This is a genomic window from Delftia sp. DS1230, assembly GCF_040112715.1.
GTDB lineage: Bacteria > Pseudomonadota > Gammaproteobacteria > Burkholderiales > Burkholderiaceae_C > Comamonas > Comamonas tsuruhatensis.
Genome location: NZ_CP157763.1, coordinates 1,027,310 through 1,040,872, shown reverse-complemented (window position 1 = coordinate 1,040,872; position 13,563 = coordinate 1,027,310). Strand labels below are relative to the sequence as shown.

Here is a 13,563-nt window from a genome sequence, read left to right as displayed (position 1 = left end):
CCGGACACCCCTCCAGATGGACTGCAGATTGTGAACCAACTTCACCCTGCATCGCACCAGTTGTCTCCTCCACCTCCTCTATTGGTGGATTCAGCCCCCGGCTTTACAGCCTGGGGCTTTTTTTTGCCTTCGTCGTCCCTGGCCCAGCCTGGACGCTGCACTGCAGCATGAGTCACAAGCGCCTATGATGGCCGCCTGACACCGACAGGCCGCCTCCCGGCCTGCTGCTCTCCAGCCTTTCGCCGACGATGAACCACCCCCTGACCCCTGCCGACTACCTGACCAAGATCCTTACCGCGCGCGTGTACGACGTGGCCGTGGAGTCGGACCTGGAGCCCGCCAAGGCGCTGAGCCGCCGCCTGCACAACAAGGTGCTGCTCAAGCGCGAGGACCAGCAGCCGGTGTTCAGTTTCAAGCTGCGAGGCGCCTACAACAAGATGGCACACCTGTCCGCCGAGCAGCTGGAAAAAGGCGTGATCTGCGCCTCGGCCGGCAACCATGCGCAAGGCGTGGCGCTGGGCGCACGCAAGCTCGGTTGCCGCGCCGTGATCGTGATGCCCACCACCACGCCGCAGGTCAAGATCGATGCGGTACAGGCGCTGGGCGGCGAGGTGGAACTGGCCGGGGAAAGCTATTCCGACGCCTACAAGCACGCCGTCAAGCTGCAAAAGGAAAAGGGCCTGACCTTTGTGCACCCCTTCGACGATCCCTATGTGATCGCCGGCCAGGGCACGATTGCCATGGAAATGCTGAGCCAGCTGCAAAAGCTGGGCAGCCCGCGCCTGGATGCCGTATTTGTCGCCATCGGCGGCGGCGGCCTGATCTCGGGCGTGGCCAACTACATCAAGGCCGTGCGCCCCGACGTGAAGGTGATCGGCGTGCACACCAAGGATTCGGACGCCATGCTGCAGTCCGTGCGCGCCGGCCACCGCGTGGAGCTGGCCGACGTGGGCCTGTTCGCCGACGGCACGGCCGTCAAGCTGGTGGGCGAGGAGACCTTCCGCATCGCTCAGGGCCTGGTGGACGACTACGTGGTGGTCGATACCGATGCCGTCTGCGCCGCGATCAAAGACATCTTCGTGGACACGCGCTCCATCGTCGAGCCCTCCGGCGCCCTGGCCGTGGCGGCGATCAAGCAGTACGTCGCGAAGAACAAGACCAGGGGCGAGACCTATGCCGCCATCCTGTGCGGCGCCAACATGAACTTTGACCGGCTGCGCTTCGTGGCCGAGCGTGCCGAGGTGGGCGAGGAGCGCGAGGCGCTTTTTGCCGTGACCATCCCCGAGGAACGCGGCAGCTTCAAGCGCTTTTGCGAAGTCGTGGGCAAGCTGCCTGGCGGCCCGCGCAACGTGACCGAGTTCAACTACCGCATCAGCCACGAGAACAAGGCCCATGTCTTCGTGGGCCTGACCACGGCAGCGCGCGGCGAGTCCGAGAAGATCGCCAGGAACTTCGAGAAGCAGGGCTTCGAGGCGCTGGACCTGACCTTCGACGACATGGCCAAGGAGCATCTGCGCCACATGGTCGGCGGCCATTCGCCGCTGGCCCAGGAGGAGCGCCTGCTGCGCTTCGTCTTCCCCGAGCGCCCCGGCGCACTGTTCAAGTTCCTCAGCCTGATGGCGCCGACCTGGAACATCTCGCTGTTCCATTACCGCAACCAGGGTGCGGACTACGGCCGCATCCTGGTCGGCATGCAGGTGCCTGCCAAGGATGGCAAGAAATTCGACGCCTTCCTGAGCAATCTGGGCTACCCCTGGGTCGAGGAAACCGGCAACCCTGCCTACCAGCTCTTCCTGAAGTAGGCCCCGCCTCGGCTGTCCAGACATGCAGCCCATACGCCATTTCCTGCTGGCCCTGCAGTTCTTCAGCCGCATTCCGGTCACCGGGCGGCTTGCGGCCTGGGCCGGCTGGAGTCCGGCAATGCAGCACGCCAGCGTGGCCCATCTGCCGGGCGTGGGCTGGCTGGTCGGCGCCTGGGGCGCGGCGTGGCTGCTGGCCGCAGGCTGGCTGCTGGCACCCAGCCCCTGGATGCCTCTGGTGGCTGCCGTTCTCTCCACCGTGGCCACGCTGTGGCTGACCGGGGGACTGCATGAAGACGGATTGGCCGATGTGGCCGACGGCCTGGGCGGCTTTGTCCCGCCCGAGCGCGCGCTGGAAATCATGAAGGATTCGCGCCTGGGAGCCTACGGCGCCATGGCCCTGGTGATGGCACTGCTGGCCAAGCTATCCCTGGTCGCGCTGCTGGTCGACATCCACGTGCAATGGGCGGCCTTGCTGCTGTGCAGCATCCATGTGCTGTCGCGCATGGCGCCGCTGGCCCTCATGCAATGCCTTCCCTATGTGGGCCAGGCCGCCCACTCCAAGGCCTTGCACGCCGCGGGTCGGCCATTGGCTGCCAGGGGCCTGGTCGCGGCAATCCTCTGGTGCCTGCCCGCCCTGGCGCTGACAGGCTGGCTGGCGGGCCTGCCGCTCGTCATCGGCCTGGTACTGCCCGGCGCCCTGGCCACGGCCACCATGGTGCGCTGGCTGCGCCGCCGGCTGGGCGGCATGACGGGAGATTGCCTGGGCGCTGCCCAGCAGGTCTGTGAACTGGCCATGCTGCTGGGGGCTGCCGCCGTACTGGTGCGCGTGCCATGAACTCCGCCTGCGCCAACCCGGCGCCACGCCTTTGGCTGGTACGCCATGCCCGCCCCCTGGTGGCGCCCGGCATCTGCTATGGCCGACTCGACATGCAAGCCGATGCCCAGGCCACGGCCGATGCGGCGCAGGCCCTGCACCTCGCCCTGCCTGCGGATTGCCTGCTGGCGCATTCGCCACTGCGCCGATGCCATCAATTGGCACAGGCCCTGCAGGCACTGCGGCCCGGCTTGGCATCGGCGGCGGACAGCCGCCTGCTGGAGATGGACTTCGGCGAGTGGGAAGGCCAGCCATGGGATGCGCTGGACCGCAGCGCCATCGATGCCTGGGCGGCAGACCTTGCCGGGCACGCGCCGGGCCGGGGAGAGTCCCTGGCGACCATGCTGCGCAGGGTGGACGAGGCCTTGCAGCAGGCGAGCAGGGGCTCGGTGGGCGATGGCGCCGGGCGCGACATCGTCTGGATCACCCATGCCGGCGTGGCGCGCTGCGTGCAATGGCTGATGCGTGAAGGCAACGCCCTGCCTCAGGCGGCCCAGTGGACGCTGCCGGCGCCTGACTTTGGCGGCTGGCTGGTATTGGAACTGCAGCCGCCGCACTGACCGGACTCAGCGCTTGTCGGGCAGGGACAGCTGCAGCGTGATGGAGGCGGGGCCATCGACGCTGGGGCCCAGGCGCGCCTCGCGGCCCGAAACCGACTGCAGCACCACGCCCTCTTCCACGGCACGCCCCACGCGAAACGGCTTGGCCGGCTGGTTGCCCACGACGATGACCGCCGCGCCGCCGCCGCTGTCGCGACCGGCCAGCACACCCACCAGCGCATAGCGCGAGACCACAGGCGCCGCGACCGGCACAGCAACACCCTGAGCAGCGGCCACGCCCCCCAGGGCCTGCGCCAGCGCGGGCGCATCGACCTGCAGTGCCTCGGGGGGAGCCGGTGGCACGGGCGCCCCCGCGCCGCCATTGCCCAGGCGCATGGCCCAGAAAGCCACGATGCCGGCCGCCAGCAGCCAGAGCACGAATGTGGCCGCCTTGACGTGCCAGGTCCGGGCCTGGCCCCGGTTCAATGAAAGTGTCACCATCGCGCGATTATGATGGAGCGATATGTCCAATTTGCTGCACCGTTCCATGACCAGCCTTCCCCGCCGTCCGCTGCCTGCCCTGCGCACCGCCGTCCAGCGCGGCTTCACGCTGATCGAGCTGATGGTGGTCCTGGTCATCATCGGCGTGCTGGCGGCCCTGATCGTGCCCAACGTGCTGGACCGCGCCGACGATGCCCGCGTCACGGCTGCACGCACCGACATCACCAACATCTCCCAGGCGCTCAAGCTCTACCGCCTCGACAACCAGCGCTATCCCACGGCCGAGCAGGGCCTGCAGGCGCTGATCATCCGTCCCACGAGCGGACCGCTGCCCAACAACTGGAAGCCCTATCTGGAAAAGCTGCCCAATGATCCCTGGGGCCGTCCGTACCAGTACCTGAATCCGGGCATCAAGGGCCCCATCGACATCATGTCCTTCGGTGCCGACGGCCAGGCCGGCGGAGAGGGCAAGGATGCCGACATCGGCAGCTGGCAGTAAGTCGATGGCCCGGGCGATGGCCCGCAAGCGCCGCGCTGCACCGCACCACAGGCCCGCACTCCCGGCGGGCCTGCCTGCTCTCATGCCCCGCCAGACGGTTGCGCCCACCCTGACCATTCCTTCGCGCGGCTTCACCCTGCTGGAACTGCTGGTGGTCATCAGCATCATGGCGATTGCCGCTGCCGGCGCAAGCCTGTCTCTGCGCGACAGCGGGCAGGCCCAGCTGGAACGCGAGGCCGAGCGCCTGGCCGCACTGCTGGAATCGGCCCGCGCACAGGCACGAGCCAACGGCGTGCCCGTGCGCTGGCGGCCCATGCCGCAAGGCTTTCGCTTCGAGGGCCTGCCGGCCAGCGCGCAATTGCCTTCGCAATGGCTGCAGCCCGGGGTGCAGGCACAGCCGGCGACGCCGCTGATCCTCGGCCCCGAGCCACTGATTCCTCCCCAGTCCGTCACGCTGACGCTGCGCGACTCCAACAGCCCGCCGCTGCGCGTGGCCACGGATGGACTGCGGCCCTTTGCCGTGCAATCCCTGCCATGACAGGCATCCACGGACCACGCCGCAGGCACGGCGCGCCAAGGCGCCTGCCGCACGGCTTCACGCTGATCGAGGTGCTGGTGGCCCTGGGCATCGTGGGCATTGCCCTGATGGCAGGCCTGCAGGCCACATCGGCCCTGACTCGCAATGCCGAGCGCCAGTCCGAGGTGCTGCTGGCCCAGCTGTGCGCGCAAAACGAACTGGTGCGCCTGCGCCTGTCGCGCCAGATGCCGCCCGTGGGCGACAACAGCTTCACTTGCGAGCAGGGCAGCCGGCAGCTGCAGGTCCAGCTCAGCGTGCGCCCCACGCCCAACCCCAGCTTCCGCCGCGTGGATGCCCTGGTCGTCACGGCCGAGCATCCGGTGCTGCGGGTATCGACCATCGTGGGCCGCTTCTAGATGCGTTTGCGCACTTTCTCCCGCACGCAAGGCTTCACCCTGGTGGAGCTGATGGTGGCCATCGCCGTCATGGCCCTGCTGGCCCTGGTGAGCTGGCGCGGACTGGACAGCATGGTGCGCTCGCAGGAGACCATTCGCGCGCGCAACGAGCAGCAGATCGTGCTGCAGACCGTGATCGCCCAGTGGAATGCCGACCTCGAAGCACTGATGCCGCTGGAGCACGCCCAGGTCATCGACTGGGATGGCCAGGTGCTGCGCATGACCCGCAAGAGCAGTGCCGCCGTGGACGATGGCGCCGTGGTCGTGGCCTGGGCCCGCCGCCAGACAGCCGGACGCGACCAGTGGCTGCGCTGGCAGTCGCCACCGCTGCGCACGCGCGCCCAGTGGCGCGAGGCCTGGAACCAGGGGGCGCAATGGGGACGCAATCCTTCGGACGACCAGCGCCGCCGCGAAACCGTGCTGCTGCCCCTGGACCAGTGGCGCCTGTACTACTACCGCGACAACGCCTGGAGCAACCCGCAGTCCAGCGGCTCGGACAACGGCACGGGCACGCCCAATCCACCATCCGGCGGCACCAACAGCAGCGCACAGCTGCCCGCGATTCCTGACGGCATACGCGTCGAACTGACCCTGCCGCCCGACAGCGCCGTCCCCGGCCGCGTCACCATGGACTGGGTCAACCCCCTGCGATCCAACAGCCGATCATGATGCGCGCACCCCGCACCCTGCCCGTCCGCCGCCGCCATCGCGGCGTGGCCCTGCTGGCCGCCATGCTCACGGTCACGCTGGTCGCCACCTTTGCTGCCACCGCACTGTGGCAGCAGTGGCGCAGCGTGGAGGTCGAGACCGCCGAGCGCAACCGCATGCAGGCCGCCTGGATTTTGCTGGGTGCGCTGGACTGGTCGCGCGTGGTGCTGGCCGAGGATGCGCGCACCAGCCTGCAGGTGGACCACCTGGCCGAACCCTGGGCCGTGCCGCTGCAGGAGGCGCGCCTGTCCACCTTCCTGGCGGCGCAGAACAACGTCAGCCAGGTCGATGACGGCATGGCCGACATGCAGGACGCCTTTCTCTCGGGCCAGATCATCGACCTGCAGTCGCGCCTGAACCTGCGCAACCTGCTGGGCGCACCCGACAAGCCCGAAACCCTGCGCCCGCTGGCCCGCCTGCTGGAACGCCTGAACCTGCCCCCTGCCTATGCCGCCCAGATCGTCCAGGCCCTGCGCGCAGCGGCCACCGCCGGCGAGGGCGCGCAGTTCCTGATGCCGCGCACGCTGAGCCAGCTCGGCTGGCTGGGATTGCCGCCCGAGGTCGTCTCGCGCCTGGAGCCCTACATCACCCTGCTGCCCGAGAACACGCCCGTCAACCTCAACACCGCCAGCGCCGAAGTCATCTGGGCCAGCGTGGAGGACCTGACCTGGTCCCAGGCCAGCCAGCTGGTGCAGCTGCGCGCATCGCGCCCGCTGCGCAGCCTGGCCGATGCCTCCAACGCGCTGGGCCTGCCGCAGAAATTCGAGGGACAGAACCTGTCGGTCGCCACCAGCTTCTTCGAGGCGCGTGGCCGCATGCGCCTGGGCGAGATCGTGGCCAGCGAACGCTCCATGTTGCGGCGCAACAACATGACAGTCACTACCATCTGGCGCGAGAGGGGGGACTGGGGATTGCCCGAAGCTCCCGCGCCGTGACAGATGCCTGTCACACTCGGCCCCTACAATGCCCGCTTCCGTCCATGAGCACCTTGATTCTTCATCTGCCTGCGGGCCCCGCTGGCGAATACGCCTACGCACTCAGCAGCGACGGCCTGCGCGCCGACCGGCATGGCCACGCCGCAGCAGGCCTGCTGCCCGATCCTGGCCGCACCGGCCAGACGGTTGCCGTGGTGCCGCACCAGGCCTTGTCCTGGCATCTGGTCAGCCTCCCCCATGGCGTGCCTACGGGGAGCCGGCGTGGACATGTGCGCCTGCGTGCCGTGCTCGACGGGCTGCTGGAAGAGCGCCTGCTCGACGACCCCTCCCAACTGCATCTGGCGCTGCAGCCTCAGGCACGCGCGGGCGAGCCCTGCTGGGTTGCCGCCTGCGACAAGGCCTGGCTCCATGCCCATCTGCAGGCCCTGGAGTCCGCAGGCCGGCCCGTGGGCCGCATCGTGCCCGAATGCCCGCCCCAGTCCACGCCCCAGCTGTGGGCCGTGGGCACGCCTGAATCGGCCTGGCTGCTGGCCACCGGCCTGAGCACGGCCCCGCAAGGCATGGACTCGCTGGCCTGCCTGCCGCTGCGCACCGACAGTGCCGACCCCGCCATGCTGGCCGCCCTGCTGCAGGCCCTGCCCCCCGACACCCCGATCCAGGCGGACCCGGCGCTGGCCCGCGCCGCCGAGGCCCTGCAGCGCCCCGTCAGCCTGCTGACGGACGCCCAGCGCGGCCTGGCGGCCCGCGCACAAAACTGGGACCTGGCCCAGTTCGACCTCGACCTGGGCGGCGGCAGCCGCACCCGCCGGCGCATGCTCGACGGCTGGCAGAGCTTTCTGCGCGGGCCGCAATGGAAGGCCGCGCGCTGGGGTGCCGCGCTCGCACTGCTGGCCCAGGTGGTGGGCCTCAATGCCTGGGCCTGGACCGAAAACCGCGCCATCGCGGCCAAGCAGGTCCAGGTGCGCTCCACGCTGGCCACCAGCTTTCCGCGCGTTCCCGTCATCGTCGATGCGCCCGTTCAAATGCAGCGCGAAGTCGCCACGCTGCGCCAGAGCGCCGGCGCGCTGACGCAGGGCGACCTGGAACCCCTGCTGGCCGCCGCATCCCGGGCCCTGCCTGCCGGCCAGTTGCCGCAGGCCATGGACTACCAGGACCGTCAGCTGCGCCTCAAGGGCGTCTCGCTGGAGGCCGAGGCACTGGAGCAGGCACAACAACATCTGGCCGCAAGCGGCCTGCGACTGCAGCGCGACGGTGCCGACCTGCTGCTTGCCCAGGAGGCCCGGCCATGAACATGCGCGCATCCCGCCAAAGCCTGGCCCCACTGCGCGCGCGCTGGAATGCCCTGGCGCCGCGTGAACAGAACATGACGCTGCTGGCCGGTGGCGTGGTGGCACTGGCCCTGCTGTGGTGGCTGGCCCTGGCCCCCGCCCTGCACAGCCTGCGCACCGCGCCCGAACGCCATGCCCAGGCAGACCGCCAGTTGCGCCAGATGCAGCTGCTGCAGGCCGAGGCCGAGCAGCTGCGCAGCAACGCACGCCCCGTGGTCGGCGATGCCAAGGCGCTGCTGCAAAGCTCGCTGTCCGCCGAACTGGGCGCCTCTGCCCAATTGAACTGGATGGGCGACCGCGCACAGATCACGCTCAAGGCCGCGCCCGCCGCCGCGCTGGCGCGCTGGCTGGCCCAGGTCCGCAGCAACACGCACGCCGTTCCCGCCGAGATGAAGCTGGCCCGCAGTGCATCTGCAAGCGCCTCAGGCGCTGCCGAAGCCGTGCGCTGGGATGGCAGCCTGGTGCTGGACCTGCCTGTCGATCCGTCGCGGGCACCTTGAGCATGCGCCGCCAGCCCCGCTCCCAGCCTGTCCTGCGCTCACCGCGCGGGTGGGCGCTGGCAGGCGCCCTGTGCGGCCTGGTGGCCACCACCGTCGTCTGGGCACCCGCCGCCTGGCTGGCACGCGGCGTGGATTCCGCCACACAGGGCCAGGTACTGCTGCTGCAACCGCGCGGCACGCTGTGGAACGGCTCGGCCTCCCTGGCCTTCACCGGAGGCGCCGGCAGCCGCGACCGCACGGCCCTGCCCACGCGGCTGGAATGGACGCTGCGCCCGCGCCTGGACGGTGCCCGCATTCAGCTGCGCAGCGAATGCTGCACACCCACGCCCGTGGTGCTGGACCTGCTGCCGCGCTGGCAGGGCCTGAGCGCCGTGGTGCACGACAGCGACACGCGCTGGCCCGCCTCGCTGCTGTCCGGCCTGGGCACGCCCTGGAACACGGTGGACCTGCAAGGCCAGCTGCGGCTGGCCACGCAGGCCCTGCAACTGCAATTGCTGTGGCAATCGGGGCGCTGGCGCAGCGACGGCAGCACGCGGCTGGAGGCGCTGGCCGTATCCTCGCGGCTGTCCCCTCTGCGCCCGCTGGGCAGCTACCGGCTCGACATCCTCGGGGGCGACAGTCCGCAGCTGCAGCTCAGTACCCTGACCGGCGACCTGCGCCTGAGCGGCCAGGGCCAATGGGTAGGCCAGCGGCTGCACTTCCAGGGCGAGGCCTCGGCCAGCCCCGAGCGCGAAACCGCGCTGTCCAACTTGCTCAACATTCTGGGACGGCGCCAGGGGCCCCGGTCCATCATTTCCTTTGGTTGATCCATGACTCAGCAGCACACGACCCCGTTCTGGCGCAACACCCTGCACACGCTGGCCGTCAGCGCCATGCTGGCCTGCACCGCTGGCACCGCCCAGGCCCAGCAGACCAATGCACCGGCAGGCGCCACGCCCAGCCTGCGTCCGGGCGAGCCTGTGACGCTGAATTTCTCGGGTGCAGACATCGAGGCCGTCTCGCGTGCCATCGGCGCCATCACCAACCGCAACGTGGTGGTCGACCCCCGCGTCAAGGGCCAGATCACGCTGCTGACCGACAAGCCCGTGCCGCCCGCCACCGCCTACCAGCAGTTCCTGGCCGCGTTGCGCCTGCAGGGCTTCACCATCGTCGAATCGGCCGGCCTGTACAAGGTCATCCCCGAGGCCGACGCCAAGCTGCAGGCCAGCGAAGTGGCCGTGGGCGCGAGCCGCAGCAGCGCGGGCAGCCAGATCGTCACCCAGATCTTCAAGCTCAACTACGAGAACGCGGCCAACCTGGTGCCCGTGCTGCGCCCCCTGATCAGCCCCAACAACACCATCAACGTCAACCCGGGCAACAACTCGCTGGTCATCACCGACTACGCAGACAACCTGCAGCGCATCTCGCGCATCGTGGCGACCATGGACGTATCCAACGCCACCGATGTCGAAATCATCCCGCTGCGCCATGCCGTGGCCACCGACATGGTGGCCCTGGTCTCGCGCCTGATCGAAGGCGGCACGGCCAGCCCCGGCGGCCTCACGGTGACCGCAGGCGGCGCCAATATTCCGGGCCAGAGCGACAACGCCTTCAAGACCTCGCTGATGGCCGAGCCGCGCAGCAACTCCATCGTGCTGCGCGCGGCCAACCCGGCACGCCTGGCCCAGGTGCGCTCGCTGATCGCGCGGCTGGACCAGCCCGCCATGAACGGCGGCGGCGACCAGGGCAACATCCACGTGGTCTATCTCAAGAACGCCGACGCCGTGGCGCTGGCCGCCACCTTGCGCGCCGCCATCGGCGCCCAGGCCACGGCCGCCGGCACGGCCAGCGGCCAGCCCGGTGCGGGCGGCACCCTGCCGCAGGGCGGCGGCATGTCCTCCATCCCCACCTCGCAGCCCGTGGTCTCGCGCGACTCCAGCGGCACGGCATCCATGGGCATGGGCTCGTCCTCGGGCCTGGGCAGCGGCGGCGGGGGCGGCGCGCTGGGCGTGGCCCAGCAGCCCTCCACGGGCGGCATGATCCAGGCCGATCCTTCGACCAACTCGCTGATCATCACGGCACCGCCGCCCGTCTACCGCCAACTGCGCGCCGTGATCGACAAGCTCGACGGCCGCCGCGCCCAGGTGCTGATCGAAAGCCTGATCGTCGAAATCAAGGACAACCGGCTGGCCCAGTTCGGCATCCAGTGGCAGGCCATGCTCAGCAACAACGACCGCGTGATCGGCACCCTGGGCACGAACTCCAATGTGGCGGGCGCCAACATCCTGAACCTGCTCGGCCTGGTCAAGGATGGAGGCCTCGACGGCAGCGCCATCACGGGAGACACGTTGTCCAGCCTGAGAGGCACCAACCTCGGCTTCACGCAGCGCGTCAACGGCAAGGACACGCTGGGCTTTCTGGCCAACTTCCTGCAAAACAGCGGTGACGCCAACATCCTGTCCACGCCCAACCTGATGACGCTGGACAACGAGGAGGCGCGCATCATCGTGGGCCAGAACGTGCCCATGGTCACGGGCTCGTACGCCAGCAACTCCACGGGCGGCACGGTCAACCCCTTCACCACCGTGGAGCGCAAGGACGTGGGCCTGATGCTGCGCGTGCGCCCGCAGATCAACGAGAACGGCACGGTGAAGCTGGCCGTGTTCCAGGAAGTCTCCTCGGTGGACGAGTCCACGCGCAAGGACACCAACGGCCTGACCACCAACAAGCGCTCCATCGAGTCCAACGTGCTGGTCGAGGACGGCAACATCGTCGTGCTCGGCGGCCTGATCGACGACAACTACTCCCAGGCCGAGGACCGGGTGCCTCTGCTGGGCGACATTCCCGTCGTGGGCAACCTGTTCCGCAACACCAACCGCAAGCGCAACAAGACCAACCTGATGGTCTTCCTGCGCCCCGTGGTGATGCGCGATGCGACTGCGACCAACCAGGTCTCTTCCGAGCGCTACGAAGCCATCCGCGCGCAGCAACAGAGCCTGCAGCCCGAGCCCAGCGCCCTGCTGCGCTCGGTCAATGCCGCGCCCGTGCTGCCCACGCTGACGCCGCAGCCGGACCCCGGCTCGTTCACCAACCCGGCCGCCATCGTCAACGTGCCGGGCGCCAGGCCCGAGCTGATCGACTTCACCCAGCCGCAGCCCGCCGCTCCCGCCGTGCCGACAGCCCCCGGCGCGCTCTGAGGCAGGAAGGCCCCATGCGCTATCCCCTGCCCTATTCGTTTGCGCGCACCAGCCAGCTGCTGATCGAGGACGACGGCCACGAGCCCCTGCTCTGGCACGGCCCCTCGCCCGACTGGCAGGCACTGTCCGAAGTCCAGCGCAAGCATGCGGTGCAGCGCTGGCAGATGCTGGATGCGGGCACGCTGGCGCACCGCATCAGCGCCGCCTATTCGCAGGGCGAGTCCAGCGCGGCCCTGGTGGTCAGCGAGGTCGAGTCCGACGCCGACCTCTCGCGCATGATGCAGGAGCTGCCCGCCGTCGAGGACTTGCTGGAGACTGCAGACGACGCGCCCATCATCCGCATGCTCAACGCCCTGCTCACGCAGGCCGCGCGCGACGGCGCCAGCGACATCCACATCGAGCCCTACGAGCGCCACTCCAGCGTGCGCTTTCGCGTGGACGGCGACCTGCGCGAAGTCGTGCAGCCCAACCGCGCACTGCATGCAGCGCTGATCTCGCGACTGAAGATCATGGCCGACCTGGACATCGCCGAAAAGCGCCTGCCCCAGGACGGCCGCATCAGCCTGCGCCTGGGCACGCGCGCCATCGACGTGCGCGTCTCCACCCTGCCCAGCGCCCACGGCGAGCGCGCCGTGCTGCGCCTGCTGGACAAGAGCGAGAGCAAGCTCAGCCTGGAGGCCGTGGGCATGCAGGGCGAGACGCTGAGGCGATTCACCCACCTGACGGCCCAGCCGCACGGCATCGTGCTGGTCACCGGCCCCACGGGCTCGGGCAAGACCACCACGCTGTATGCGGCACTGTCGCGCATGGACGCCAGCCACAGCAACATCATGACGGTGGAGGACCCCATCGAGTACGAGCTGGCCGGCGTGGGGCAGACCCAGGTCAACGCCAAGATCGACCTGACCTTCGCCAAGGCCCTGCGCGCCATCCTGCGCCAGGACCCGGATGTGATCATGATCGGCGAAATCCGCGACTTCGAGACCGCGCAGATCGCCATCCAGGCCTCGCTGACCGGCCACCTGGTGCTGGCCACGCTGCACACCAACGATGCCTCCAGCGCCGTCACGCGCCTGATCGACATGGGGGTGGAACCCTTCCTGCTGTCGTCCTCCCTGCTGGGTGTGCTGGCCCAGCGCCTGGTGCGCAAGATCGACACCACCGAGCCCAGCGGCTACCGGGGGCGCACCGGCATCTTCGAGATGCTGGTGGTGGACGACACCATCCGCGCGCAGATCCACCGCCAGGCCAGCGAGGCCGAGATCCGCGACACCGCGCTGGCCGCGGGCATGCGCCTGATGCGCGACGACGGCGAGCGCCTGGTGCGCGAGGGCATCACCACGCCCGAGGAAGTGCTGCGCGTCACGCGCGACTAGGCGCAGGCGGCCACGCCCGACCCTGCGCAGCACGGGGCATCCCTGTTTGCCACAATGGTCGGCATGTTGGAATCCCTACGCGCCTGGAGCGCTCCCTATGGCGGCGACCTGTTCCTGTGGGTCGCCACGCTGAGCCTGATCAGCTACATCGCCCTGTGGTGGTTCAAGTCACGGCTGTCCACCAGCCAGCTGCGCCGCGTCATCCGCCTGTCGGCGCTGGTGGCGCTGCCGCTGTCCTGGCTGGCCATCCAGCAGGGCGAGAACCATCTGGCGGCAGCCATCCTCCCCCTGGTCTGGTGCGTGGTGCTGGGCATCACCTGCGCGCGGGAAATGTCCAGAAGAAACTGAGTGCG

15 protein-coding genes are annotated in these 13,563 nt (G+C 69.4%); 14 read left to right on the top strand and 1 reads right to left on the bottom strand.

The window, feature by feature from the left end; all coding sequences use genetic code 11:
• Positions 1-248 precede the first annotated feature (248 nt).
• From ilvA to AAN986_RS04675, 3 genes are read left to right on the top strand one after another with little or no spacing between them, the layout of a single operon-like run.
• Positions 249-1,802, top strand: coding sequence for a threonine ammonia-lyase, biosynthetic (ilvA, locus tag AAN986_RS04685; protein ID WP_047218865.1), 1,554 nt, complete (start codon positions 249-251; stop codon positions 1,800-1,802).
• A gap of 22 nt (positions 1,803-1,824) precedes the next feature.
• Positions 1,825-2,637 (top strand): adenosylcobinamide-GDP ribazoletransferase, encoded by an 813-nt coding sequence (locus tag AAN986_RS04680; RefSeq protein ID WP_047218866.1) that lies wholly within the window; start codon positions 1,825-1,827, stop codon positions 2,635-2,637.
• A complete protein-coding gene (locus tag AAN986_RS04675) occupies positions 2,634-3,236 on the top strand; it encodes a histidine phosphatase family protein (RefSeq protein WP_047218867.1) in 603 nt (200 codons plus the stop codon). The genes AAN986_RS04680 and AAN986_RS04675 overlap by 4 nt, the downstream gene beginning before the upstream one ends.
• 6 nt (positions 3,237-3,242) lie before the next feature.
• Here the strand turns inward: AAN986_RS04675 and AAN986_RS04670 are convergent, their stop codons facing one another.
• Positions 3,243-3,716, bottom strand: coding sequence for a type II secretion system protein N (locus AAN986_RS04670; protein ID WP_349335584.1), 474 nt, complete (start codon positions 3,714-3,716; stop codon positions 3,243-3,245).
• A 46-nt stretch (positions 3,717-3,762) separates the two neighbouring features.
• On the opposite strand from AAN986_RS04670, the gene gspG reads away from it, so the two are divergent.
• The 11 genes from gspG to AAN986_RS04615 all read left to right on the top strand — a co-directional run bounded on the left by gspG (position 3,763) and on the right by AAN986_RS04615 (position 13,558).
• A complete protein-coding gene (gene gspG, locus AAN986_RS04665) occupies positions 3,763-4,215 on the top strand; it encodes a type II secretion system major pseudopilin GspG (RefSeq protein ID WP_174538848.1) in 453 nt (150 codons plus the stop codon).
• Positions 4,216-4,297: 82 nt separating this feature from the next.
• Positions 4,298-4,753, top strand: a complete 456-nt coding sequence (locus AAN986_RS04660) for a GspH/FimT family pseudopilin (RefSeq protein WP_034364466.1) — start codon at positions 4,298-4,300, stop codon at positions 4,751-4,753.
• On the top strand, positions 4,750-5,148 hold the full coding sequence (gene gspI / locus AAN986_RS04655; protein WP_016448731.1) for a type II secretion system minor pseudopilin GspI: 399 nt from the start codon (positions 4,750-4,752) through the stop codon (positions 5,146-5,148). Before AAN986_RS04660 ends, gspI begins: the two co-directional genes overlap by 4 nt.
• Entirely contained in the window at positions 5,149-5,856 is a 708-nt protein-coding gene (locus AAN986_RS04650; protein ID WP_047218869.1) for a prepilin-type N-terminal cleavage/methylation domain-containing protein, read from the top strand.
• On the top strand, positions 5,853-6,830 hold the full coding sequence (gene gspK, locus AAN986_RS04645) for a type II secretion system minor pseudopilin GspK (RefSeq protein ID WP_016448733.1): 978 nt from the start codon (positions 5,853-5,855) through the stop codon (positions 6,828-6,830). Before AAN986_RS04650 ends, gspK begins: the two co-directional genes overlap by 4 nt.
• 44 nt (positions 6,831-6,874) lie before the next feature.
• On the top strand, positions 6,875-8,119 hold the full coding sequence (gene gspL, locus AAN986_RS04640) for a type II secretion system protein GspL (RefSeq protein ID WP_047218870.1): 1,245 nt from the start codon (positions 6,875-6,877) through the stop codon (positions 8,117-8,119).
• Entirely contained in the window at positions 8,116-8,658 is a 543-nt protein-coding gene (gspM, locus tag AAN986_RS04635) for a type II secretion system protein GspM (RefSeq protein ID WP_047218871.1), read from the top strand. The genes gspL and gspM overlap by 4 nt, the downstream gene beginning before the upstream one ends.
• Positions 8,659-8,660: 2 nt before the next feature.
• Positions 8,661-9,464 (top strand): type II secretion system protein N, encoded by an 804-nt coding sequence (gene gspN, locus AAN986_RS04630; protein ID WP_016450868.1) that lies wholly within the window; start codon positions 8,661-8,663, stop codon positions 9,462-9,464.
• Positions 9,465-9,467: 3 nt separating this feature from the next.
• The gene (gspD, locus tag AAN986_RS04625) at positions 9,468-11,834 is read left to right on the top strand and encodes a type II secretion system secretin GspD (RefSeq protein ID WP_349335583.1); all 2,367 of its coding nucleotides are present in this window, start codon (positions 9,468-9,470) and stop codon (positions 11,832-11,834) included.
• 14 nt (positions 11,835-11,848) lie between these two features.
• On the top strand, positions 11,849-13,210 hold the full coding sequence (locus AAN986_RS04620; protein WP_047218873.1) for an ATPase, T2SS/T4P/T4SS family: 1,362 nt from the start codon (positions 11,849-11,851) through the stop codon (positions 13,208-13,210).
• 63 nt (positions 13,211-13,273) lie between these two features.
• Complete coding sequence (locus AAN986_RS04615) at positions 13,274-13,558, top strand: hypothetical protein (protein WP_223275171.1); 285 nt, start codon at positions 13,274-13,276, stop codon at positions 13,556-13,558.
• Positions 13,559-13,563 lie beyond the last annotated feature (5 nt).